This is a genomic window from Paenibacillus sp. FSL K6-1217 (assembly GCF_045040735.1).
In the GTDB taxonomy this organism is placed as follows: domain Bacteria; phylum Bacillota; class Bacilli; order Paenibacillales; family Paenibacillaceae; genus Paenibacillus_AQ.
This window is the reverse complement of record NZ_CP150271.1, coordinates 1,576,422-1,602,044: the sequence shown is the minus strand read 5'-3', so window position 1 is coordinate 1,602,044 and position 25,623 is coordinate 1,576,422. Positions and strand designations below refer to the sequence as shown.

20 protein-coding genes, 1 pseudogene and 1 riboswitch are annotated in these 25,623 nt (G+C 50.1%); of the genes and pseudogenes, 5 read left to right on the top strand and 16 right to left on the bottom strand.

Annotation, left to right across the window (positions count from 1 at the left end):
- From MHH28_RS06850 to MHH28_RS06785, 14 genes are all read right to left on the bottom strand, one after another.
- The gene (locus MHH28_RS06850) at nt 1–1,143 is read right to left on the bottom strand and encodes a hypothetical protein (protein ID WP_405113309.1); all 1,143 of its coding nucleotides are present in this window, start codon (nt 1,141–1,143) and stop codon (nt 1–3) included.
- Nucleotides 1,140–1,397 (bottom strand): acyl carrier protein, encoded by a 258-nt coding sequence (locus MHH28_RS06845; RefSeq protein ID WP_405113308.1) that lies wholly within the window; start codon nt 1,395–1,397, stop codon nt 1,140–1,142. Before MHH28_RS06845 ends, MHH28_RS06850 begins: the two co-directional genes overlap by 4 nt.
- Nucleotides 1,381–2,925 carry a class I adenylate-forming enzyme family protein gene (locus MHH28_RS06840; protein WP_405113307.1) on the bottom strand — a complete coding sequence of 515 codons (1,545 nt, stop codon included), beginning with the start codon at nt 2,923–2,925 and terminating at the stop codon, nt 1,381–1,383. The genes MHH28_RS06845 and MHH28_RS06840 overlap by 17 nt, the downstream gene beginning before the upstream one ends.
- Nucleotides 2,922–4,718, bottom strand: coding sequence for an ABC transporter ATP-binding protein (locus MHH28_RS06835; protein ID WP_405113305.1), 1,797 nt, complete (start codon nt 4,716–4,718; stop codon nt 2,922–2,924). The genes MHH28_RS06840 and MHH28_RS06835 overlap by 4 nt, the downstream gene beginning before the upstream one ends.
- Nucleotides 4,705–6,078, bottom strand: coding sequence for a glycosyltransferase family 4 protein (locus MHH28_RS06830; RefSeq protein ID WP_405113303.1), 1,374 nt, complete (start codon nt 6,076–6,078; stop codon nt 4,705–4,707). The genes MHH28_RS06835 and MHH28_RS06830 overlap by 14 nt, the downstream gene beginning before the upstream one ends.
- Complete coding sequence (locus MHH28_RS06825) at nt 6,029–6,988, bottom strand: DUF6005 family protein (protein WP_405113301.1); 960 nt, start codon at nt 6,986–6,988, stop codon at nt 6,029–6,031. Before MHH28_RS06825 ends, MHH28_RS06830 begins: the two co-directional genes overlap by 50 nt.
- A 1-nt stretch (nt 6,989) precedes the next feature.
- On the bottom strand, nt 6,990–7,268 hold the full coding sequence (locus MHH28_RS06820; RefSeq protein WP_405113299.1) for an acyl carrier protein: 279 nt from the start codon (nt 7,266–7,268) through the stop codon (nt 6,990–6,992).
- Between the two features lie 20 nt (nt 7,269–7,288).
- The gene (locus tag MHH28_RS06815; RefSeq protein WP_405113297.1) at nt 7,289–7,570 is read right to left on the bottom strand and encodes a phosphopantetheine-binding protein; all 282 of its coding nucleotides are present in this window, start codon (nt 7,568–7,570) and stop codon (nt 7,289–7,291) included.
- Nucleotides 7,563–8,711, bottom strand: coding sequence for an AMP-binding protein (locus MHH28_RS06810; protein WP_405113295.1), 1,149 nt, complete (start codon nt 8,709–8,711; stop codon nt 7,563–7,565). Before MHH28_RS06810 ends, MHH28_RS06815 begins: the two co-directional genes overlap by 8 nt.
- Before the next feature lie 267 nt (nt 8,712–8,978).
- Nucleotides 8,979–14,306 carry a sugar-binding protein gene (locus MHH28_RS06805; protein WP_405113293.1) on the bottom strand — a complete coding sequence of 1,776 codons (5,328 nt, stop codon included), beginning with the start codon at nt 14,304–14,306 and terminating at the stop codon, nt 8,979–8,981.
- Nucleotides 14,307–14,902: 596 nt separating this feature from the next.
- A complete protein-coding gene (locus tag MHH28_RS06800) occupies nt 14,903–16,879 on the bottom strand; it encodes a sigma-70 family RNA polymerase sigma factor (protein WP_405113291.1) in 1,977 nt (658 codons plus the stop codon).
- Nucleotides 16,880–17,481: 602 nt separating this feature from the next.
- A complete protein-coding gene (gene arsC, locus MHH28_RS06795) occupies nt 17,482–17,901 on the bottom strand; it encodes an arsenate reductase (thioredoxin) (RefSeq protein ID WP_076075075.1) in 420 nt (139 codons plus the stop codon).
- Between the two features lie 21 nt (nt 17,902–17,922).
- Nucleotides 17,923–19,218, bottom strand: a complete 1,296-nt coding sequence (locus tag MHH28_RS06790) for an arsenic transporter (protein WP_405116894.1) — start codon at nt 19,216–19,218, stop codon at nt 17,923–17,925.
- Between the two features lie 110 nt (nt 19,219–19,328).
- Nucleotides 19,329–19,655, bottom strand: a complete 327-nt coding sequence (locus tag MHH28_RS06785) for an ArsR/SmtB family transcription factor (protein WP_405113289.1) — start codon at nt 19,653–19,655, stop codon at nt 19,329–19,331.
- Nucleotides 19,656–19,789: 134 nt separating this feature from the next.
- Between MHH28_RS06785 and MHH28_RS06780 the strand changes: the two genes are divergently transcribed.
- The 4 genes from MHH28_RS06780 to MHH28_RS06765 all read left to right on the top strand — a co-directional run bounded on the left by MHH28_RS06780 (nt 19,790) and on the right by MHH28_RS06765 (nt 23,004).
- Complete coding sequence (locus MHH28_RS06780; protein ID WP_076075083.1) at nt 19,790–20,239, top strand: MarR family winged helix-turn-helix transcriptional regulator; 450 nt, start codon at nt 19,790–19,792, stop codon at nt 20,237–20,239.
- A gap of 58 nt (nt 20,240–20,297) precedes the next feature.
- A complete protein-coding gene (locus MHH28_RS06775; protein WP_405113286.1) occupies nt 20,298–21,104 on the top strand; it encodes an arsenite methyltransferase in 807 nt (268 codons plus the stop codon).
- A 21-nt stretch (nt 21,105–21,125) separates the two neighbouring features.
- On the top strand, nt 21,126–21,620 hold the full coding sequence (locus MHH28_RS06770; protein ID WP_405116892.1) for an arsinothricin resistance N-acetyltransferase ArsN1 family A: 495 nt from the start codon (nt 21,126–21,128) through the stop codon (nt 21,618–21,620).
- Between the two features lie 547 nt (nt 21,621–22,167).
- Nucleotides 22,168–22,331: riboswitch (cyclic di-AMP (ydaO/yuaA leader) on the top strand.
- A 205-nt stretch (nt 22,332–22,536) separates the two neighbouring features.
- Nucleotides 22,537–23,004 carry a hypothetical protein gene (locus MHH28_RS06765; RefSeq protein ID WP_405113284.1) on the top strand — a complete coding sequence of 156 codons (468 nt, stop codon included), beginning with the start codon at nt 22,537–22,539 and terminating at the stop codon, nt 23,002–23,004.
- A gap of 19 nt (nt 23,005–23,023) precedes the next feature.
- Here MHH28_RS06765 and MHH28_RS06760 read toward each other — a convergent pair.
- A pseudogene (locus MHH28_RS06760) lies at nt 23,024–23,158 on the bottom strand (3'-5' exonuclease); the annotation flags it as partial.
- 181 nt (nt 23,159–23,339) lie between these two features.
- On the opposite strand from MHH28_RS06760, the gene MHH28_RS06755 reads away from it, so the two are divergent.
- On the top strand, nt 23,340–24,083 hold the full coding sequence (locus MHH28_RS06755; RefSeq protein WP_405113282.1) for a suppressor of fused domain protein: 744 nt from the start codon (nt 23,340–23,342) through the stop codon (nt 24,081–24,083).
- A gap of 168 nt (nt 24,084–24,251) precedes the next feature.
- Here MHH28_RS06755 and MHH28_RS06750 read toward each other — a convergent pair whose 3' ends face one another.
- Nucleotides 24,252–25,601, bottom strand: coding sequence for an FAD-dependent oxidoreductase (locus MHH28_RS06750; protein WP_405113280.1), 1,350 nt, complete (start codon nt 25,599–25,601; stop codon nt 24,252–24,254).
- Nucleotides 25,602–25,623: the final 22 nt, after the last annotated feature.

Below are 25,623 nucleotides of genomic sequence, written 5' to 3'. Positions count from 1 at the left end.
TCATTCTCCTTCTTCATTTGAGGAAATTCGGCAAACAAAGGACGGTATTTTGCCGCTGACAGGATCGGCTTCGAGCCTTGAGACGGTTTCTATAGACAATTTCACCGGCTTGCCCGCCGCTTGGTGAAGAAAAGCGGATAGCTTGGTCTGCACGTCCTCGAACTCGCTTGGCGGGGCTTCAGTCGCCAGCCGGACGGAAAAAGAGGTGTACGTATTCTGCACGATCTGAAATTGGCGGACTCCTCTGGCTGCAGCAAGCTCCCAAAAAAACTTGTCCAAATACCGGAAGACGGCGGAATGCACCTGCACTCCAGGCAGCCGAATCTGGGATGTTCGAACGGGAAGCAGCCCAAGAAGGAGACGGCCGGTTTCAGGGTCCCTGCGAATACTTCCGATATCCCCTGTCCGGTAACGGACATAAGGCAGACTCCTCATGATCAGCGAGGTGACCAGCACTTCGCCGAATTCCCCCTCCTCTACATGGAGTCCGGAGGCCGGATCGATAATTTCCACATATACGGCGGACTCATCGATTTCCAGTTGGCCGCTCGGACCTGCGAACGCGATACACCAGAACTCTTCCAAACCGTAATAGTCTACGCATGGAACGCGGAACACCTCTTCAATCCGTTCTTTCTGGGAGCCATGCAGCGTTTCGCCCCAGTTCTGGGTAAACAGGAGGGAAGACGGCAACGAATATCCCTCGTCACGCATATATTCGGCCAACGCGCAGAGAGCGGAAGCTCTCCCCTGGATAAAATGAGGATATTCCCTGATCATCCGTTCTGCATAATGTCTAAGGGACCTGGGCTCCGCCAGCAGACGGTTGCTCAGCAGCATCATCCGGTGCCTGGCCGGCAGCCCCCACTTTTTTCTATGCTTATACAGGGTCAGCGAGAGTTTCCATATTTCCTCCGGGGTTTTCACGCAGCGGAACGGCACTCCGGTAGTTCCCGAGGTGAACGATTCGGTCACTCGCCTTGCATCGGGATGTTCGAAAAGGGCGCGGTTGCCTGCGATCAAGTGTTTGTCTGTCATCGGCAGCTGATGGAAATCAACGTCCGCATAAGGGTTATAAAATGGGTACGTCCGGCGCAATTCGCCGGCCAGCTCTTGCAAATGGCCCGGGGTGAACACTTTCATGAATCCACCTTGCGTTCTACAAAATGCAATACGGCCTGGACGCTTCGGAACGATTCCGGGCGAATATCGTCCACATCCAGCTCAAAGCCGAATGTATCCTCCAGAGCCGACAGAAGCTCCAGGATTTGAATGGAGTCGATTCCCAGATCGTCTACCAAAGCATGGTCCAGCTCGACCTCGCTGGTTAGCCTCTTGGCCACAGCGGCTATCGTTTCTCTCACCTTAAAGAATAGATCTTCATGCTCTATGGACATGATCTTCCTCCTTCACCATAGATTTCAGGGCTTTGCGGTCCAGCTTTCCGTTGGCTGTTCTGGGCAGAGCCGTAACGAAGCGGAATTCCCTGGGACGCAAGGCCGGGGATAGCCGCTTTACGCACCAGGCATGAAGCTCCGGGCTCTTGACAGGTTCTGTGGAAGCCTCGGATACGACCACGGCAATCAGACGATGTCCCCATTGAAGATCTTCTACGGCCGACACCGCAGCGTCCGCCACCCCAGGCAAGCTTAATAGGACGCTTTCAATCGCTTCCGGGTATACCGTTTGTCCCCCGACAAGAAGAGCGTTGTCGGTTCGCCCGGTCAAGTGCAAATATCCATCCTCGTCCAGATATCCGGTATCCCGGGTATGCAGGCCGAGGGGGCCTAGGATCTCGCGGGTGCGGTCCGGATCGTCATAATAGCCGATCATCACATTCGGCCCCCGGACGACCACCTCTCCACTCTCCCCTGTTACCGCCTCCCTTCCGTCCTGAACGATGGCCAGCTCTACACCGTTAATGGGTATCCCGGCGGATTGCGGTTTCGTCCTCAACTGAGCGTAGGGCAAATATGAGACGCGCGGAGAGGCTTCGGTCAGTCCATAGGAGGGCGTCAGCCGCACGTGAGGCAGACGGTCAGCCAAACGAAGCAGCATGACGGCAGGCATCGGGCCGCCGACAATGAGCATCTGCCGGAGCGTGAGCAGATCCTCCGCCGTCCATTTGGCGGAATGGACTAGAGGCAGGACCGCAGACGGCACAGTGCATAAGAAGGTCACCTTGTTCGTACGGACGCACTGGATCATCTCGAAGGGATGCACGAAGCCCCCGCTTAGAACAAGATTGGCTCCAGAGGCCATGGCGGCGAACCATTCCCCAACAATGGTCGAGCAATACCCCAGTGACTTCGAGAGCAGAACGATGTCCCCGTCGCACAGAGTCGTGTAGTCCAGGATCGCGTCCACATTGGACAGCATGTTGCGGTCGCTCAGCATGATACCCTTCGGCTCTCCCGTCGAACCGGAGGAGAGGAATATCATCCGCGTGTCCTCTGGCGGCGTGTACCGGCGTACCGGCCGCGGAGCGGCGGCGATTCCTGCAACCGGTCCGCTTGCCATACCTGCATACAGGCAGAATGGCAACTCTTCCCCTTGCATGTTCCATTCCGCAAGGATTGGAAGCTTCTCTTCAGAGACGAACACAGCTTCGGGTTCAAATTTTCGGATGAGGCGAAGCATGTCCTGTCCTGGCATGTAGCTGTGGATGGGGAGCGGAATGCCTCCCGCCAAAATGACGGCCCCGATGACAGCCAGACACTCCGGCGTCGGAGCCATCCAGACGGCCCCGATAAAATTCGGACGCAGCTGCTCCTGCTTCAGCCGTTCAGCGAGAAGGTCCATGCGGCTTCCGAGTTCCGCATAGCTTGTCCAATCGGACTCGCCGCTTCGTGCCGCGTAAGTGATTCCCCGGTCATGCCTTCGTGCACGTTGAAACAATTCTTTGAGGGTGCCTTTGCCCTTCATGCAAGAACCCCCTCTTTATGAGATGCCTGTCCGGCCACAGATGTATCGCGCTCGAAGGTCGATGCCATAGCATAATATTCAGCCGATTGTTTCATGAGCTCTTCGTGATCGCCTTCCGCCACCAGACAACCGTTCTCCATCACCAGAATACGGTCCGCGTTCATAATGGTTTGCAGGCGATGGGTGGCTACCAGGACCGTCTTGCCCGCCATGACTTGGCGTATGGAATCCATGAGTTCAATCTCCGTAAGCTGGTCCAAGGCGGAGGTAGGTTCGTCCAGGATAAGAATATCGGGATTGTGCAAGAGGGCTCGCGCAATAGCCAGCCTCTGCCGCTGTCCGCCGGATAGCTGGAAGCCTTTATGGTCAATCTTCGTGTTGAGTCCTTCCGGCAGCTGATCCAGCAGAGATCCGAGCCGCGCATTCAGGGCTGCTTGCATGACCATCTCCTCCGTCGTGTCCAAGTTCCCGACAGCAATATTTTCCATAAGGGTACCCCGGAACAAGTAAGGCTCCTGGAACACAATGCCAACCTTGCGGCTGATCGCGCTGCGGGTCATCTCCTCCAGATTCTGTCCGCCGATTCGAATTTCACCTTCGAGCACGGGCATCATCCCAATAAGCGTCCGGAAAAGGGTGGATTTCCCAGACCCGCTTCGCCCGACGAAAGCATAAACCTTGCCCGGAGACAGCGACAGGGATAGATCCTTCAAGATTTCCGTTCCACCGTACCCGACGCGCAGACTGCACACTTCGATATCGGACGACGTTGCTTCAAGCTGAGGCTCCCTAGCAGGCGAAGCCTGCTTCCTCTCGTTTTCCGAATAGGGATCGATCGGGGTCTGGATAAATTGCTCGATTCTGCCCATGGCAACTTCCGCGCCTTGAAGCTCTCTGAAAAAGTTGTTAATCTGCTGTACCGGATTCAGAGCGTTCTGCAGATAGGTTACGGAAGCAACCATCATGCCAACGGTCATCATTTGGTGGAGCACCTGATCGCTGCCGATCCAATAGATGGCAGCCAGGATCAGGCTAATCACGAAACCGCTGATTTGAAACGACATAACGGCATACAGTGTTTCTCGGGTGCTGGCCTTCACCAGCCCCTTGTACATCGTTTCATTCCGCTTCCGTTCCCATCCCTCTAGTCCTAAAGCCCGGATTTCTTGCGAACTTTCGATTGCTTCATAGAGATACGTTCCAATCTCTTCATTATGGGTTCGAACGGCGGATGAATAACGCGCCACAGGGTTGCGGAACAGCCCTGGCACCCATAAGAGGAAGGGGATGCTAAGCGTCGCAACGATGCCAAGCCGCCAGTCCATATAGTACAGGATTCCGAGGGATATCAGCATCATAAACAGCTGTGAGGTGATCTCGACCAGGATGTGGTTGAGGAAATTTCCCATCGTAGCTGTATCCATCCCGAGCAAGGCCGAGAATTTCCCGGGTCCTTCCTTCTGAATTTCCGGAATGGGGATCTGCCGGACATGCTTCAACAGCTCGTTCCGGATATCGAGCATATTACAGATGCCCAGATAGCGGAACAGACCTACCCGGATAAACAGGAACACGATGGAGAGAACACCTATTCCCAAGGACAGGCTAAGCAGCGGGACAATCAGCTTACGGTTTCCGCCAATCAGCACGTGGTCGATCAGATAGGCGAAGATTAAGGGCTGAAGCATGACGAGTCCCAATTGCAGGAACGTGCTAACATAAGCGATCAAGGTTAAATTCCATTTGATCTTCACGTAGGGAGCAAGACGTCGGAACAGTTTAAACGTGTGCATGATGGTTCCTCCCGGCAAAATGTTGAATAAGCGGCTTCACCCTGCGCATCCATTCCTCCGTGTCACCGGGCGGCTGCCAATCCAGAACCGACAGCGGCGATTCACTCAAACAGCCTGTCGCTTCCAATAAGCTGCAATGATAGATTTCGTTCAGCGTGCTCATAGAAGCTTCCAGCAGGGCGCTCTCCTCCGTCTCACCCGCTATCTGTTCAAGGGGAGCATTCAGGAGCCTCCTGATCTGCGGCATGATGGTTCGATAGTCGTACATTAGAGCGCCACGCCGCGCGCCTTGCGAGAGATTGTCGTGAAGCTTCTCATCCAGCAGAACCCCGGTGCAGCTGCGAACCAGCCCGTCCAGATCGATCTTCGGATGTTCACCGGACCAATCTACCTGGACGAAGGAACCGTCCTCGCCGTCAACAAGCAGCTCCCGGAAGCCGTCCCAGCTGGTGCAGACCACAGGAAGACCGTGGGCCTTCGCTTCCAGGAGGTTGAAGCCAAACGTCTCGCCCGGATCGGTGGAGAGGTTGACCAGAAGCCTGGCTTCCCGGAACAGGCGGTCTTTCTCACTCCCGTGGACGGGACCTGTAAACTCCACGGCTTGCTCCAGTCTATATTCCGCTACGAGGGCTTCAAGCCGTTCTTGATACCGGTCCGCTTCCTGCAAAGACCCCGTATATTCTCCGGCAATCGTCAATACAGTGTCCGGGACACGCTGCTTTATTTCCGCCATAGCCTCTAAGAGCACATGAATGTTCTTTACCTCTTCCAGCCGGCCGATGGATAACAGACGTTTACCGGCAAGCGGCCGAACCGGCTCCGCAGCCAGCAAGGTGTCGATGCATAACGGGATCTTATGGGCATGCGCATACCGGGGTGAGAGATTAACCAGCGCCTGTCTGCAAGATTCCGTACTGGCAAGCAGCACATCCTGTTCTGTAATCCAAGGCGCACAGGACAGCCAGGTTGTCAGCCAACGGGCGGATGCGACGGAATGGGCGATAACCATGAAGCGAAGCGGAAGCTTGGCGAAGCTCCGAACCAGCATCAGGAAAGGCATGAAATAAGGAGCGTTCACATAAAGCGTATCGATTCCGTATTCCTCGCACAATCGGGCCAGCCGCTCTGATGCTTGCGGGAGCGAAGACATCGGCTGCTTGGAGAACTGGCGAAGCGAACCCCCGAAGATTCTGGCAAAGCGTACCGGCGGAATGCGGATGAGCTCCGTATATTCAGCCAGATACCCTGTCCATTGGTCATCAATCACCCGTTCGTTCAACCGGGGGGAATGGCCGTCGAAGCAGCCCACCCTAGGTCTGCACTCCGTATGCAAATCGGGGTTTCCAGCGATGATAGACATCGATCAATTCCTCCTTCAGCTGTTGCTCCGTCCTGTGCAGCTGCTCCACCTTATCCACCAGCAGTCCGATTTCCCCGGTTCGTCCCGGCATGGACGTACGGATCGCCAGGTATGCGAGCGTACTCCACATTCTTATGAATCCTTCCAGCTGCTCCTGATACAGCTCCGTACCTTGATTAAGCGCTTCCGAAAAATATTGATACAGCAGCCCGTAGCTGTATTTGCGTTTGGCGAGGATGCCGAGCTGGGATACAGCATCCTTCAAGGCCCCGGGCGGATACATACCCGGCGACTCCACCGTCTGCATAATCCTCCGCCTCACCATGCCGGTTAGCGATCGTTCACCCGGATCGGCCTCTATCGTATCCTCGAAGATTCTCGCCACCTCGTGAGCGTCCGGCGCATGGAGCCATTCGGGATGAAGCAGCAGTCCCCCGCCCAGCTCATTGCTCAGGAAAGCATCGTGTACATGGCTCGTCGACACTAACCCTTCCCATTCAAAATAGCGGTCGTATACCATGAATTGACCGCCCCGCATTCCGTGTACGATGACAAAATGGGGCTGATGCATGGTTTGAAACGTTCTTTTTTGATAGGGAATATGAAACAGGTCGAGCTGTACCAAAACAGGAAGCTCCGGATGACGCCGCAGGACCTCCAGAAACTTCTTCAGGTTGACGAGCTTTTCGGCCCCGTAATCATACCACTCGATGGCCCCTTCCCCGTACAGGCGGGTGAACAGCCGCAAATATTCGGCCGAAGTGACGTCCGCTGAGAAATAGGTCAGCTTGCCGTCCTCCGTAACGCTGAATGGCGCGTCCCAAGCACCGATATAGAGCGGGCGTTCATCCCATCCGGCTTGCTCCAAGCCATAACCGAGTCCGTTCAGAAAGCAATGGGCTTGTTTCACGTCAAACCCCGGTTTGAACGGCCCGTTTGGCCAATATGCGTTGTGCGATCAAACGCGCGGTGGCGAAGTTCTCCTGCAGAAGCTCGTCGTCCTCGTAAAAAATGTCGTACTGCTGTTCAATCTGTATCATCAGGTTGACCAGCAGCACCGAATCCACGCCTGCATCCTCCAGCGGTGCGTCTCCATTCAATTCCTCCGCCAGCTCCGGTCTGGAGGTCAAATCGGCCACCCGATCGATCACGAATTGTACGATATCCTGTTCATTCAAGTTATTCATCATATCCATCCTTTTCTATGATCTTAAGATTTGGTTTCCACTTGGGCGATGTGCGCCCCCTTAAGGGCGTGGATGAAATCGACTAAAGAACCGACCGTTTGGAAGACGGCAGGATCCATCTCCTCCTCAGGCACAGTTACGTTGAACACTTCCTCGATGTATACCACCAATTGGAGTACCATGATCGAATCTACGTTTAAGTCTTCGTACAGCCGATCTTCCTCTTTAATGACGTCCGGGAGAGAGAGCTCCAATTGTTCGGACATGAGCTGCCTCAGTTGAGATACCGTTTGTTCCTTATCCATGAATACCATACTCCTCTTCTACCAATTGTTTTCGCATAACCTTCCCTGTACCCGTCTTCGGAATGTCCTCCGTAAAAGCAATAAAGCCCGGAACTTTATAAGCAGGCAGAAACCGCGCGCACCACCTCTTCACCTCCTCCTGAGACAGCGCATCGCCCTTCCGGACAATTCGTGCTTTGACAGCCTCCCCCCAAACGGGATGCGGAGCCTTGTGCACGACAGCTTCCTGAACGCCGTCCAGCCTTCGGATGACATCCTCCACCTCGGAGGGAGCTACCTTCAGTCCTGACACATTAATCAGATCATCCATCCGGCACTGAACATGAAGCCTGCCGCCCGACCAATATCCCAAATCTCCGGTATGAATCCGGCGTCCGCCTGTGGCAATGATGATTTCATCTGGCTGCTCCCGGGTTCCGGGCCTTTCAATGGCCATATGTTCCAGCAAAATCCCGGCATCCGTGGAATCGGAGGGCCGGTCGCCAAGCGAGATGCAGCCCGCCTCAGAGCACCCGTATTGCTGGATCACCTCCACCCCTGCACCCCCAAGCCTGTTCAGCAGTTCTGCAGACATCGGGGAACCAGAGGATACCAGCTTTCTAAGAAGCACCTTCTCTCTCATCAGACTGAGCAGAATTTGAAAGAGGAAGGGCACCGCATACACCACATGGCGATCATGCTGCTGCATGAGATGCAGGGCGAATTTGGGGTTCTTGTCCGTCACGATAACCGGCTCTACACCGCGCTTAAGTGCGGAAAGCGTGCCTGTGATGAATCCGAAGGAATGGGACACGGGCACCAGAATGATCGGTGTATCCTCCCCGCTGCAGGGCAGCAGCTTATTGTAGGCCTCGATTTCCATTTGCACATGAGACCAAGACCGCTGCACTAGCTTGGGAGCGCCGGTCGTGCCGGAGCTGAATTGAAGCAAGGACGGCTCCCCATGAATCCGATCCAGGCTTGAGTGTAGAGGGTGAAAGACGGCGCTGCCTCCCGCGTCGGTCAGCAGACCCGTACAGCCTGCGTCTTCGGCTTGACGGAGAGCGCTTTCAATCGGAGTATCGCCGTTGATCAGAAGCACCGAACCCTCATTCCTGATCATCAGCTCCGTGGCGGCCAGAATATTCGCCGGCTCCTTCATGCATACAGCGGTCCGCCGTTCCTTCCAAACCGAGGAACCCAATAATGCGTATATCGCGTTTATTCGACGTTCCAGTTCATGCTGGTCATAATGTTCTTTATTAACAATGAACATGGGGTCTCCTTTCCCATGAGATTTTTTTACTTCTTTGAGTATTTTCGCCACATAACGACGTTTTCCTTCCCTTGTAATCAGGATTGCTAAAAAGAGACCCTTCCGGCTGGATCTTGCTCAGCCGAAAGGGTCCGCATGTTTCTGTTTACGCTTTTACTTAGCGAGATATTCGATGAACTTTATAAAGATAGTAGCTACTTCAGCGCGGGTGGCATTGGCTTGGGGGGCAAAGAAGTTGCCTGGCTTGCCTGATACAATTCCGATGCCCTGCTGTGCCTGAACGGCCTTCAACGCCCATGAGCTGATCTGACTCTCGTCCGCGAAGGACTTCGATTGACTTTCAGGTATCTCATAGCCCTTGTACTTCATGTAATTGTACAGCATCACCAGCATCTGCTCGCGTGTAATCGGTGAATTGGGTTCAAACAGGTCTGCGTTTATACCGTTGACGATGCCGCTTTGGGCCGCCCACTCGACTGCCGCCGTGTACCACTGCCCATCCGTCACGTCGCTAAAACGGGAATTCGTGTAGCTGGAGCGGTTTACGTTCTCAAGATTGGCCAGTACCTGCACGTACATCGCACGCGTCATTGAGGTGCCCGGTGAGAACGTTGTGGACGTCGTGCCGTTGAAAAGACCGTATGTGTAGGCGGAGTTTACGTAGCTGTAGAACCAGTCGTCCATGTTGACATCCGTGAAAGGATTGCCAGACACCACGAGGAAGCCCAGCGGGGTGTCGTCATCGAATACAAATTCCGTACCCTCATGGATGTTCAGCGGCATGCTTTTGTCTAAGCCGGCACTCGCGCCGCCGTGTAGTGTCACTTCGGCGCTCTTGCCCGCCGGAATGGTCACCTTACCTTTTGAGTCTATAGTCGTGCCTTCGGGTACCTTAATCTTCGTCCCGCCCTTGGTCGTAATCTCGCCGCCGCCGGGCAGGATGGTATTGCCGTTCTTGTCCGTGACCGCGGGCTTATCCTTCGGTGTGTTCACTGTGTAGGTCGGCTTCAACGATCCAGTGACTGTCCCGGTGCTGGTATTGCCCGTATTGCCCGAACTGCTGGTATTGCCGGTATTGCCACCAGAAGCACCGGGTACGCTCGTTTTTCTCTGCGCGAACATCCAATCAAAGACGTCAGTGTAGTCGTTGTTCCAAGTCGGCAACTTAGAGGACTGCGCTGTAGGCTTAAGGCTCCACTCCTTGTTGGAACCTACATTGGACAAAGTATCTGTGTACCCTGAAATATTGTTCCACAGAACTGAAGCTTCCATCTCATGGCCGGAAGGAATCCAATTGGTTCCATTAACAGGCGCTTCCGCCTTGGTCCATTGGTCATAAGGCCAAACGAATATTTCATTTCTGTCGATGAACGTGTGCCTAGCGTTTTCCAATAGGGGCATTATATTCGCTATATAAGCTTCCGCCCCTGTTTTTATTGTTGAAGAATCAGTAGTGTTAACGAATGACCAGTATGCAAAGCTTTTAAGAGCTTCGGCTTGTTTCGCGTTGATTGATGGTGGATAAGACATAGGCGCCGCGGCTGCGAGCAAATCGGGATATGTCGTCAAGAAAGTATTCGTATAAGCGGATCCCATAGAGAAGCCAGCCATGTAAATACGGTTGGGGTCAACAAGTCCCTTACTTACCAGATCATCGATATAAGCCTTTAAGGTAGCGGGTGTTGCCTGAACGTTGTTTTGCGCCCGCAGAGCGATGATATGACTAGCGTATTTAGCGTTCTTCTCCATTTTTTTCATAAGCGCGGTGGCTCCGTTGGCGGACCTGATGGGCGCAAAGGTATCCCCGTCCTGTGTACCGCCGCGGGTAGAACCGTGAGCGTAGATGTAAAGGGGAAGCCCTTTTACCGGAACGCCGTTGCCGTCCTTATAAATATAAAGTCCATACTGCATCGCTTCCGCTTTGTCAATTTTGGGACCCACTTCAAATTTGTCGATGATTTCATTGACGGTACCTGACTGTGCGAAAGCCGACTTAACAATGGCAGCCTTGCCATCAAGCTTGATATCGCCACTAGATACAATGTTGTAATTCTGGACGGTGGATTTGGATGCTTCCAAAGTGGACTGTCCGCCGGTTAATGTCCAAAATTCCAATTCTACAACGATGTAGCGGCCTTTAGTAAGTCCAGCTTGATAATCAGGGGAGTTCTGGTTCACACCCTTATACCCTCTGGGTCTAGGTTGGTCATTGACGTATACTCTATTGACGGTGCGTGTGCCTTGATATGCCAGGCTACCGCCCAGCAAAGTATTCCTCGCCGATACTGTAAACAGGTTTGAACTAAGGCCGGCACCCACAGCTTCATTTCCCGCACCCAGATCAATGATGACGGCTGTGGTAAATTCTCCGGTGGCAAAGTTATCATTGTATACGATAAAGTTAAGTAACGTTGCGGCAGGATCGGGTTTGAATGTAACATGGATTACCTTGTCATCGGTGTTCACGTTATTCAAGGTATAGGTATTGTTTGCAATCTCTACAGACTCTCCATTTACAGTTACAGTATCCACGACATAACCGCCGATCGGTGTGAATGTAAAGGATTGGCTTCCGCCGTCAGCTACCCGAATCAAGCCGGATGGCGAGATGGTGCCGTTTAATCCTGCCGTGGCGTTAACGGGGTGTCTGGTTACCGTGGGGCTCCCAAGCAGCAGCAAGCTATTTTTGAAGCTGTCAGAACTGCCATAACCCGCGTCGGGCTTACCTAAAGCGGATACAACCTCATAACGGTCATTGCCTGCACCAGTTGAGTTATTGATATACACATCAAACGTAATCGGGGAATTGCTTGTGAATTCAATGGTTCTTCTAGGTATCTTCACTTCCGCGATATACCCGGTATCCGTTCGTGTAACTGAACCGTCGCGGCCCTCCGCGGCTTGACCTGAGAAAATACCGCTTGCGCCAATACGCCACTGGTTTGAGCCATTTCTTCCGTCACCGACATAAAATTCCACGCTGTCGGTCATGTACTCAGTGCCAGGCGTGTGACCGGTGCACACATTCGGATCTGTAACCACAACGCGTGCATACAGGAAGTCTTCGTCCCAAAATACTTTGGCTTTGCCGGTGGCCTTGGGGCCTATTTTCTGGTCGGGTGCGCTACTGTTGTTGATGTCAAACTCCGCAGCTTGTTCCCACAGTTTGTCGTTAGTGCCCAATACAGGTGAACCGTATCCGGCAACAGGCCGATGGTTTGCTGTGGTCTGCGCGAACATCCAATCAAAGACGTCAGTGTAATCATTGTTCCAAGCCGGCAAGTTAGAGGACTGTGCTGTTGGCGCTATGCTCCAAGTCCCCATCGTTATGTCATTGTAAAGAACAGCCGCTTCAACTTCATGCGCCACCGAATCACTCAGGGCAGGTGAATGGTTCGGATTCGGTTTCTGATTCGGCTGATCAAATTGATTGTAAGGCCATACAAGAGCCTCATTGCTCTCAAAGCGCGAAGCTTTCGCGTTGATCATTTTTGGCATATTGGTGTTTATGAAGTTAGCGAGGTTAGTCTGGTATACTCCAACGTTATACTCATTGATAAACATCCAATAGGCCAGGTTGGTGTGAACGTAGTTGGCGTTCGCGTTCGGTGAGCCGCTTACCGGAGACATAGGTGCGGCGGACGCGAAGAAGCCGGGATAAGCGTTAATTAAGCTGTTCGTATACTGACCGCCCCATGAGAAGCCCGCCGCGTAAATACGGTTAGGGTCTACTGCACCGCTGGCAACCAGGTCATCTATAACCTTCTTAACATTGGCTGTGGAGGGAGTACTCGTGCCATTATAGGAAATATTCAGGATATGGCTGGCGTATTTCTCGGGATCTTTTTCCATTTTCTTCATCAGAGCGACCGAGCCGTTCGCGGATTTCATCGCCGCTTTTGGGTCAGTCGCAGCGCTTGTGCCGCCGCGTCCCCTGCCGTGGGTATAGACATACAGCGGCAAGCCCCGCGACACTTCACCGTTTCCATCCTTGTGAAGGTAGAGCGCGCGATTGACCGAATTGCCCGTAGGTGCTGTAAATTGATCAAGGATCGGATTCACAACTTTGTCCTGTTCAAAAACCGCGTAGTTAAGCGGATCCCCTTCTGTCAGTGGGATCTCGCCGTTTTGGACGACGCTGTAAACCTGTTTTGTTGAGTTCATGTTGCCATCCAGTGTTATATTGCCGCCGCTCTCTGAATAAAACTCAAACTCAACTACGATGTAACGACCGCGTTCCAGTCCCTCCTGATAATCCGGTGAACGGCTTACCGTCCCCAGATAGCCGCGTACCTTCGGTTCGTCATTGGCGTATACCCTAGTGATCTTGCGCGTCCCTTCAAAGGTTACCGAGTCGCCGTTCAGGGTCGTGTTCCTGGCCGAGACGGTAAACAAGTCCGGATTAAGCTTGGAGCCTTCCGCCGACTTCCCTTCGCCTAAGTCAATGATGACAGCCGTCGTGTACTCGCCACGGGCGAAGTTGTCATTCCATACGATAAAGGGGAGCAACTCCGCGGCTGAATCATTTTTGAAAGTCACTTGAAGGGTATGGTTAGCGACAACATTTGAAAAGGTATAAGTGCCATCATCGGATAGAGCTGCGTCCTCTCCGTCAACCTTTACGGTATCTACAATTTTGCCGTAATCGGGGGTAACCGTAAAGGTTTTGTCTGAGCCGCTAGCTATTCTCAGAACATTGCCGGGTGCGTTCGGCGTTATTCGGCCGCCCGATTCCGCCGTGGCGGTGATTGAGAATCTCTCGTCCGCTCCACTAGCGGCAATGAGATTCAGGCTGTTTGTATAAGAAGCAGCATTGTTGTAAGCCGCATCCGGAGTTCCGAAACAGGAAACGACTTCATAGCGGTCACCGCCCTTTTCCGACGAGTTATTGATATAAACTTCAAAGGTAAACGGGCCTGCCTGCAAGTTCAAGGTTCTTTTAGGTATTCTCATCTCCACGATATATCCTGTGTCCGTGATCTCAGTCCACGCAGCTCTGCCCTGAGCGTTTTGCCCTGAAAACACGCCCGTTGCGCTGATGCGCCATTGATTCGCACCTTGGGTTCCAGCGCCGGCATAAAACTCCAGGCCGTCGTACTGATAATCATTGCCGGGTCCTTGATATAGATTGCTGTCCTCCACGACTATGCGGGCATACAGGTAGTCTTGGTCCCAAAGAATCCTGGCTGTGCCTGTGGAATGGGGCCTGGGGTCGCCGGGCACAGTGCTTTTGTTGATAAGATGCTCCATTGTCAGGGCCCACAGCGGGTCGTCTGACCCGAGTTCGGGAGTTCCAAAAATGGCGGTCGGCGTTTCATTTGTCTGCAAGCTTGTAAGAGCTGTAGAACTGCTGTCGCCATTAAGTGCTTCTGTATACTCGTTGTTGTCAGTGGCGGCGGCAAAGCTGGCAGGCATTAGTGACGCCACCATTAGCAAGCAACAGAGGAACGCGAGCACTCTGCCAAATCGTTTTGACATCATTGAAAATCCTCCTTTTTCTCGATCCGTGCACCCACGGCTTACCCATATCGTAAACACCAAGGCTTCAACAGCTTACTTCATCGCAGCGGAAATAATAGCGCTTTCATAATTTCCTCCTCCGTAAATTTGTTGTTATTTCACCCTATGCAGAATTTCACAATTTATTCAAATATCAATCAACAGTGTTGTTATCGAATGTTTATAGTTTCTTATATAGATGCCAACTTCATCAATAATTGCTGAACCCAAGTTTGATTAGATATTCATCAAATCGGCAATAGGATCAAGTTCTTGTCCTGAGATAAAGACAAGGTGATTGATGGCAGCTTAATTCAGTGGTTAATGAGGGATGATGATAGCTTGCATAATTATTATCGAATTGTATGTTATGAATCAATTCTCCAGATCTTAAAATATAAAAAATTAAAAATCCATTATCAACAGCGTAAAGGCTGGACGGAAAACTTTCGTTTTCTCGCCCAGCCCTTTTATTTAAATGACTTTTTGGACAGCCCCTTGTCAACAGGAAGACTACGAAAAAGTGTACTTCAACAGTAGCACCTGTCGCTATTCACGAAACAAACTGCTTCCGTTCGTCAGTAAAAAGTATTTTCGTATAACTTCCCCGTATGCGCATCAAGCACTTCGGGCGTCCGCTCGTACTCGCTACCAATCATTCGATACACTAGTTCGTACGGGGCCTCTTCCGCCCTAGCATTGTGCATCCGTTCCCATTGCAGACGCAGCTTGGCCTGTGCCGTCCATCGGAGGATGGCTGTCTGGGAATCAAATGAAGGCACGGTCTCCAGCTTCTTTAACTGTTCTGGCCTTATGGAGGGGGACATCAAACTTTTGACCCTCCCATTAGAGCGGTCAACAGCTAGTTGATAGCATTCATCCCTGACAGATACGTCTTGAACATATACACCAAAGCGAATGATTTCCAAACGATCTTCGTCGTCGGTCTCTTCAGTTAGAAGCTTGAGATACGGCAACATTTCGGCTGCTAGTCCTCGGACATAGTCCATAGCTACTTCTATACATGCGTCTCGATCCCAGGTTAATGGAGCTAGTTGATCTGGCTTAACATGCGAAACAAAGTCAATCAGTTGTCCGGTTTGGCTGTCTACTCGCGCCTTAACCGCTCCCTCCATCTGATCAGCCCAATAGGCCTTCCAAGACCGGTCATTCTTGGCTGGACGCTCTTCATTCTGTTGCTTCCACACCATCAACTTGGTGTTCGAGCCAATATTGTCGTCTTGTACTAACTGAAATTGTTCCTTGTCTACGCCAATCCACTCTTCTAGGCTTCGTGCGGGCGGGAACTCACCTGGCCACTCGTCCAGAGTTCTTGGGTCAGAAGGGACAGCTTCTGCCCTATAGGCTGTCGGAACTTCCTCCTGTGATGATGCAGTATAGAGTAGTCCTCTACTTCGAGGGGCGTAAACAAGATGGACCTGATCGTCACCATCCGTGTACACGGCTTTGTCCAATACGCAATATTCCACATGTAGCAAAAAATTCTCCTTCATCCACGCCATCTGTTCCTCTTCTGGTGTGATCATGGTTGGGAGTGCTGGCCCTGGAACGGTTCCGTAGTACCTAAATCCGACCACGCGACCGCTGGGGTGAACCATAATGAGGCATCCCGTCTCAGGAAGCGGCAGCCCCATCGCCTTCTGCTGTCGTGTGTACCCAAACATCCCTTCCATCCACTCCATCTCACAATACGGAAAATCACGCAGTGCGCCGGGATAATGATCTTCCAGGAATTGCTCTGCCTGCTGTTTGAGCTCCTCCTCAGATAGCCGTGTCCCGTTGTCCAATGAGGCCCAGGAAATGGCATAGTCTAGCAAGTTGCCGTCCCTGGAGAGTGTAGCAGAAACGGCGTCATCACTCCCCGTTTTAACCCATAAGAATCCCGCTTCTCCCTTCCCTGTTCCCCTCATGGTGTTCTCTTGATAGTCATTGACGATCAAATCATAATCCGGTGAAACGGCAAACTGGTGCTCTGCCTGTTGTCTTAACTGCAGGCGTAATGTATCCAGGTCTCGTTCGGGAAAATCTTGAGCCATTTCGTTGCGCAAATGCTCCAGCCCCTTCCGTAATTGTGTTTTTACAGTACCTAATGGCATGTCCAGGAGATGGGCGATTTGCTGCTGGGTCAGGTCCTTCTTATATTTTAAGAACAGGAGCTGACGCAGCTTCGGATTCAGACTGGCCAATGCACGCTCCAGATCCAGGGTTTGATCGATATCATTAACGACCAATGGCTCTTGCGTCTGCGGGTCTTCGCTCAGGTGAACACGCTTGGATTTCTTCAAATGATTGAGCGCCCGGTTCACCACAATTCTGGTAAGCCAGCTCTCAAACGCTTCGGCTTGCTGCAGCATATGCAGTGACTCATAAGCCTTAACCAGGGCATCCTGAACGATATCCTCCGCATCTTTGGACTCCCGTACATAATGGCGAGCCACTCGGTGCAGCTTATCCGTTCGATCCTTTATAAGAGAAACGAAGGCATCGTGATCTCCGTTTTGTGCGGCATTGATTTGTTGCTGTGCATCGATCATTGTCGTTCACCTCCTGTTATATAGACAGCTAACTCGGGGGTTTGGATTTAATTAATGTAACATTATTCTGGAACTGACCGATCAAGTGACCACCCGCATGCGGCAAGCACGGGTGCCAAAGAGGAGTTACTCTTGGCGTGTTCCTGCTGAAGCTCCTTCATCCACTGAAGCAGTTCTTCCAGCCCGGTACGGATATTGGAGAACACACAGTCCTTTGTTAGACCACCACATATACATGCTGGGATTCGGGCAGTATTGAACTTCGCTTTATGTGGCAAGCTCGTCCGTCCCAGTATACCTTGTATGTGATTTATGTCCGTCATACCGTGGGTTTACCTCCAGCTTCCTTAAAATCCTGCCTCACGGCGGACACCCTTGCCTTTAGCTAACAGTTCCTCTTGCCAAGCCTGTAGCGGACTTTCACCGCCAAGTTATCATCCATGCCAGGCGCACCCAAAAAACCGACCTAGTAATAAAGGTCGGGTTTAATTTGGAATTTTAGCAAAAAAGATCTATTATACTTTACCTTCAATCAGTTCATGATAATTTACCATTATAGTTTCTCTCCTGTCTCATTAGCAGCAGTTACTCCACTATCGTGACTATTCACCCGTTTCAGCAAATTGTTTGATGCGCTCTCCCACTTGATCACGAACCTGCTGGAAGACTGCCCACTTCTCTTCATCTGTTCCTTGCGCTTTTGCCGGATCATCGAATCCCCAATGCTCACGTTTCACCTGAGGCGGGGTAATGGGACACTTATCTGCTGCATCTCCACATAAAGTAATGACGAGATCAGAGCTGTTCAGCAGCTGCGGATCAATAATATCTGACGTTTGACCTGAGATATCTATACCTACTTCACTCATCGCTTGAACGGCTTTCGGATTCAACCCATGAGCCTCAATGCCTGCACTATACACATTCCATTCATTGCTCAAATATTTCTTGGCCCAGCCTTCGGCCATCTGACTCCGGCAGGAGTTTCCTGTACACAAAAAGTAAATGGTTTTCTTATCCATGAGTCGCATTCTCCTTTGATTTTAAAATAAGGTCAATGTTATATATAGACCAAGCAGTGTGATGAACAGCGTAGGGATGGTCAAAATAATCCCTGTTTTGAAATACGTGCCCCAGGATATCTTTACTCCTTTGGTGGAAAGCACATGCAGCCACAGTAAGGTAGCTAGAGAACCAATCGGTGTTATCTTTGGTCCCAAGTCAGAGCCAATAACATTCGCATAAATCAAGGCTTCCTTAATCAGTCCCGAGGTATGCGTAGCATCAATAGCCAGCGCATCAATCATAACCGTAGGCATGTTGTTCATTATGGAGGAGATGATTGCAGCAATAAAGCCCATCCCCATCGTTGCGGTGAACAGTCCCTGATCAGCCACAGCTTGAATGACGTCAGCTAATACATTCGTAAGGCCCGCATTTCTCAGACCATATACGACAACATACATGCCGATGGAAAAGAACACAATGGCCCAAGGTGCCCCCTTCACCACTTCTATTGTGGGGACAGCAGGACTTTTCCTTGCCATGAGCAAGAAAAAGATCGCGATGATACCCGCCACGACAGATACCGGAATGTTCAGAAATTCACTGACAAAGTATCCCGCAAGCAGAACCGCAAGTACAAACCATGATAAATTAAACATCTGCTTGTCTTTAATAGCCGCTTCAGGTTTTTTTAGCTGGGAGCTATCGAAGTTTCGTGGGATACTTTTACGGAAAAAGAGATAGAGCACACTGATGCTTGCCCCTAAGGAAAATAAGGTAGGCATTAACATCCGTCCGCCGTATTCCATAAAGGTTAGCCCGAAAAAGTCGGCCGATACGATGTTCACCAGATTGCTTACAACCAGGGGCAATGAGGTAGTATCTGCTATAAACCCGCTGGCAATGATGAACGGAAAAACCTTTTTCTCATCAAAATTCAGCGCACGGACCATAGCCAGCACAATCGGTGTTAGAATGAGCGCTGCTCCGTCATTAGCAAAGAATGCCGCGACTACAGCACCAAGAATGATGACATAGATAAACATCCGCATTCCATTCCCGCTAGCAGCTTTGGCCATATGTAAAGCAGCCCATTCGAAGAATCCAATTTTATCGAGGATTAACGAGATCAAGATGATTGCTACAAAGGCCAGTGTGGCATTCCACACAATCAGCGTAACATCCAGAACATCATTCAAGCTGACGACACCGGCAATTAAAGCGAGTAACGCTCCGCCGCAGGCAGACCATCCAATGGACAGATTTTTAGGCTGCCAAATGACAAAAATCAAAGTGACTATAAATATCAGACTTGCCAGAGCTACCAATGGTATTCCCCCAGTTTATGTCTAACTCCACCCATCCGAGCACTCCCTTCAAAGAGTTAAGTTTAATCTCAGGCATCATTATATAATTATATACTTATATATTCAATAGAAAACTGTCATTCGCAGCAAACAGCATTAGACGGTTTATTCAAATGCAATAAAAGGTCACTCGCATTCGGGGTAAGATTTAGGATGACTTTAACATGGGGTTTATCTACTATATTTAAAGAATAATAGACCCACTGCCCCCTTTTCTGTTCCTTTACCAATCCGCTGCTTTTTAATTTACGCAGATGCTGACTAACGGCTGGCTGAGAAATGTCAAAGAGATCCACGAATTCACATACACACCACTCTCGCTCTTTTAAAAGAATTAGAATTGTGAGACGTGTTTTATCTCCAAGGAGCTTTAAATCTTCTGCAAGATCATTTAATGTATCCAATTTTGAATCTCCTCTCTTCGTATATAAGACAATACTTATATTCTAAAACCTTTATCATCAATTATCAACTAAGCAAAATATATATTTGCACTTTGCAACTAAATGCAGTATAACTAGTTCAAGAGGTGAAAACAATGGAAACTCCAAGAGAACTACTCCAAATCATGAGTCGGCGTTTAGGATTACTCAATAAGGATTGCTGTAGCGTAGGAGGATGTAATCTTTCCGCTACCCAAAGTCATCTGTTATATGAGATCGATCGGAGTCACAATCCTTCCATGCAACAAGTCGCCGAAACACTTGGCACAGATATTACAACCTTCAGCAGACAAGTTCAATCTCTGGTGAAAATGAATTTGGTTAAAAAGACATCTGATCCCTCAGATCGAAGAATTTATAACCTGTCACTCACTCCTGAAGGTAAAATGGTAGCTACAACTATTGATCAACAAATGAATGAATACCTGAACGAGGCCTTCTCACACATGAGTGAGTTTGAAGTAGAAACATTACTACGGTCCATTAAGCTTTTCAACGAATCTATGGGAAAACTCAGCAATTGCTGCGCACCCGTAAAAGGTTGACCTTCTCTTCTATTTTACTTGTATATTGCAAATTATTTCAGCTAAGGAGTGTATAATCATGAGCAAGCTTACTAATGATCAGATCCGCCAAAATGTACGGGGACGCTATCAAAAGATTGCTGTAAGAAACGTTGAGACTTCTCCTTCCAGCCGAACTTCTGCTGACAGTAGCTGCTGTGACTCCACATCTGATTTCAGTGCCATATCTTCTAAGTTAGGCTACTCCAGTGAGGACCTCGCTTCAGCTCCTGAAGGCGCAAATTTAGGTCTTGGTTGCGGTAATCCGCAGGCTATTGCTGAACTGCAGGCGGGTGAACATGTTTTGGACCTTGGGAGTGGCGGCGGATTTGATTGTTTCCTGGCTTCCCGGCAGGTAGGTAATGAAGGCCTTGTAATAGGTGTGGATATGACACCTGAGATGATCAGTCGAGCAAGAGATAATGCCCTTAAAGGTAAGTTTAGTAACACCGAATTCAGATTGGGCGAAATAGAGCATCTTCCCGTTGCTGATCATTCGATCAACGTCATTATCTCCAATTGCGTGATTAATCTCTCCCCAGATAAACAGCAAGTATTCCGTGAGGCTTATCGTGTTCTTCAGCCTGCTGGTCGTCTTGCCATATCAGATATCGTAACTACAGCTGAGCTTCCTCCTGAGATCAAAAATGACCTGGATGAATTATATTCCGGTTGTATCTCAGGCGCCTCTTCCATTGCCGATTTGGAGGTAATGCTCCAGGAATGCGGCTTTACTGATATCAGCATTGAGCCAAAGGACGAATCTAAAACATTCATCAAAGATTGGGTTCCAGGTGCGAACGTTGACCAATATATCGTCTCTGCTGTAATTAAAGCGAGAAAGTAATTTTAAGGGGATGTTTATGTGATTAGTACACTAACTGTTCGTCAGGCCACACCTGAGGATATTCAAAGCATTCTTCGTATCTACAATCAGGGGATCGAGGATCGGATCGCTACACTTGAAACAGAGACGAAAGACTCCTTATATATGGAATCATGGTTCAACGATCACCAAGGCCGTTTTAGCGTTTGGGTTGCTGAACGCGAAGGTGAAGTCGTGGGCTGGGCCTCACTGAACCCATATTCCCACCGTTGCGCGTATAACGGCGTCGCTGACCTTTCTGTATATATTGATCGAAGCTTTCGTGGGCAAGGTGTAGGCAGCTCCCTCCTGGAGTCCTTACACAAGGTAGCAAAGGAAAATAGCTTTTATAAAATTGTTCTCTTTACCTTTCCGTTTAATGAGAGTGGTCAAGGATTGTATCGAAAGATGGGCTACCGGCAGGTTGGTGTATTTGAGAAGCAAGGAGTGATGGACGGAGCGTTTATTGATGTGATGATTATGGAGAAGCTACTATAAAAATGAAGATTAAAAGGAGAAGTTCCACCCGCAAACGGAGGAACTTCTCCTTTTGATCTATTCCTACAATCTCACTTTCATGGAGGCTCCGCATATCGGGCTAGGAAACAGGAGGATCTTAAACATTCGTCCTTTACCTTCTTGTGCGATTTCAGTATAGCGTTTATGGCGAGTTAGGAGTTTTTCTCAGTTTCCGGACCTCCATAGTGTACTATCATCTCTGGCGAATTTAATTGGCGAAGTAAATCTAGATCGCCTTCATTCCAGAGTTCAATTATTAGCTTTTGGGTATCACGTTGTTCCGTAATGTTACTCACCTCACTGTTTTATATCTGATCTTAATATCATGATTAAAGAAGCATTAAGATTCATTTAGCCCCATTTAGGTTGCATTAAAAAGTTAATAAATACGCGATAACTTCAGAAAATCGGGGATGAATGCGAGATTACAAGGGATTTTCTTCATTTTTATATCCTATAGAGTCTTATTTAGTCTCCTAGAGACCTTTCAGCATTTTACAAACAGTGATGCTCAGCGTAAGATTCCTTTTAACAAATGCTGAATTCCCGTCAGGCGGGAAGCGGGGGAACCAAATGGCTGTGGCCAGCCGAAATGGGGTGAATCCAAAGAAGATTGAACTCTTCACTGGTAGGACGACTCTCACTGTCCGAATCCGTCAGCTAACCTCGTAAGCACTGGAGAGAGCCTGCATTAACCATGCTTTTTTGCTGCGATCCCGCAAAACCTTTCCATTACACTTGTCCATCGTACAGAAAACCAAATATTCCGTTTGGCTTGAGCATGCTGCTGTATGTGAGAATGAAGCTGAACTGACAGCCTATGTAGCCACAGCTGAGCAGACCCATAATCTACAGCGTTATATGAAATCTATAGACAACCTAGGAGGCATTATTCATGATTAACGCCAGACTGTCACGAATCGAGTTGTTCGCATTTAGCTGCCGCCCTTCCTTCATGCATATTTCAGAGCCTTACGGATGCTGGTATGGGGTGTTGAAGTTAACCTTCGGAGGACAGATCAGCTATGGGAATTGCATTCTTTGTGCGGGTGACAATGCGGTGGATTTAATCAAATGGGGCTCTTTTCTGAAAGAGATATGTCATTGTACTGCAGAAGAAGCCACAGAATACGTCCGGATGCACGGACAAGAATGGGCTCCCAATCAACTTAACATGATCAAGACTGCACTCGATAGTATGTTCATTCAAAATGACCAAATCCGAATGAAGGTAGGAGCCGGATCGGAGCGGTATCGCCATCAAAGGACAGAGCAAAGAATCCATTCAATTAATACGGTGAAGAGTCATCTGAATCCAACCATTTTATTTGCAGAATCGGTATCCTATTATTCACTGCTATAGACATGATCAATTTAAATTATCAAAACTCCAATTGGTCAAAAATCTTAACGAAGATTTTCGCAATGTTCTTGGCATCATCGATACCTCTATGGTGAGTACCTTCAAGCGGCAATTCAAGCATAGTCAAGGCTCTCTCCATGCCTACGCCCCGCTTGCGGTCATTTTCCCAACAGGTGGCTTCCAGATCAAAAATGATATAGTTCATATCTGCTCCTTTTGAAATTCGAATCGATAGACCCATCGCTCCGGGCCTATGTCTTTTGTTATACTTCCAAGTGAGGTTTATACATCTATTTTCATTTCGCACTTTAACCCATACAGAGGAGCGCAAAGACATGAACTTTTTCAAAAAGCTGTTTGGCGGCAAAACCATGGGCAAATCGGAAGACGGTACCACCATTTATGGTTATGACGCTCCGGATGAGGAGCAGATTACACCTCCCGCCAATATTTTGTACATGGAAGATTTAAACGAACATTTTAATCGGGTCTTTCCAAACCGGGAAAGCGGCGTGTTCCATGAGCTGATTTCAGACATCGTACATATTGATGTGAATATTATGGAAGCGACACCTGATGAGCCATACCGGGTGCTGTACACCAATGGGATGAGCGATCTGCCCATGACGCTCCCGCAGGAGATCCGTGAAGAGTACAAGCATCTGGAACGCGCGGAGCTGATGATGTTTTTGCCGGCGGACTGGCCGCTTACGCAGGAGGATTTCGAAGCCGTGGAGAACTATTGGCCCATCCGGCTGATGAAGACGCTGGCCCGGTTCCCGCATATGTATCAAACTTGGCTTGGTTACGGCCATACGATCCCCAACACGGAGGATTACGAGCCTTATGCGGATAACACTGAGCTGTCCGGCGTGATCCTGTATGCTCTGCCGGAAGAGGTTAGCACCGTCCATACAAAAGACGGCAATCAGGTTCAGGTTTATTTCCTGGTTCCGCTGTTCCGGGAGGAAATGGAATTCAAGCTGGAGTCCGGGATGGACGAGCTGATGGCCAAGCTGTTCGAGCTTCCGGAGGATTTCCTCATTCTGAATCCGAATAGACACAACGCTTGTAAATAACTGCCCGGATGAACGGGTTAGAAACAGCTTTAAAAGGCTGAGCCTAAGTCAAGGATATGACTTTGGGCGCAGCCTTTTTTAATAGAATTTATATGTTTTGGGGTCCCCGCAAAAGTACCTGAGTCACCACCTACGCTAAAGCCCCACTTTGTGGGGTTATTTTATTTCTTAGTACCGCTCATTAATCTGCTCTCCTAACCATGCGCCTTGGCGGACAAGTCTGCGCTGCAGGTCCGTGATGTCGATACTGCGCGTTTCCCGCGTGCCCGTCTTGGTCAGAATCGCCGCGGCCGTACCGGAGGCTTCGCCCATGGCAAAGCAATTCGGCATGACCCGGGTGGAGCCTTGGGCCGCTCTATCGGTTGATATCGCTCTGCCGGCTACGATTACGTTCTGAATACCAACCGGAAGCAAGGCGCGATAAGGAATGCCATGTGACTCTCCCGGCGATAGACGTACCATCGTCATGCCGCTCGTAGGCTTTGCCATATGAATATCAATAAAGTAGGCATTTCGGGCAATATCGTCCGGGAACGAACGGCACGCCAGAAAATCGTCGGCGGTGATGATATAATCGCCGATGATCCGGCGGGTTTCCCGAATGCCGATTTGTTCGCCCGTCAACGTCAGGAAAGCGTTTTCGAATCCGGGAATCGCTTCCCGCAGCCAACCGGTAATGTGTTCAACAAGCGCGCGGCCTTCGATTGCTCCGCGGGTCAGATCATCCGTATTGGAGCCGTCAATCCCGAATACATGCCCGAAATTGAAGCCAGCCGTATGATCGTTTATCCAGGAAATACCGGCCCAATCTCTTGCGACGCGCAACCGCCCTTCACTCTTCGCCTTGTTGATCGCATGTTTCAGATCGTGACTGTGCGTCTCAGCACTTGAGAGAAATTTGTTCCGGTCCAGGTTATTCAGAACGAAGCACATCGTCCCCGGCTGCAGCTCTCCATCATCTCCACCTTTGGCGAACTGCCCGCCCGCAAGATAGGTGAGATCCGCATCGCTCGTTGCATCAATGTATATCTTCCCCTTCACCGCCTGGGTTCCGGTCTTGTTGGTAATGACCGCCGCTTCAAGGATGCCGTCCTGCCCAAGAACTTGACTGACGAACGTATGATACAGCACTTTAACGCCAGCCTCCATCATCTTCTCGTCCAATAGGCGCTTTAGAATTTCCGCATCAATCGGCACCCAATCCAGCCGGTCCTTCCATGCTTCCTGAAACCTCTCCTCCATCTTGCTCTTCATATCAAGCAGAATTTCCAGCCCAATCCCACGGATTACCGGCTTGACCTGATCGGTATACGGGCAAAATGCAGGAACCTGAGAGACCGTCGCCATGCCGCCCAGGTATCCTCTTTGCTCTATCAGCAATACAGATGCCCCGTTCCTTGCCGCTGCGAGCGCCGCCGCTACTCCTGACGGTCCTCCTCCGGCAACGACAACATCCACTTCCGTGTAGACAGGAATATCGCGCTCGGGTATTTTAAGGGTTAGTACCATATCGGTCATTCTGACCACCTCCATCTGATTT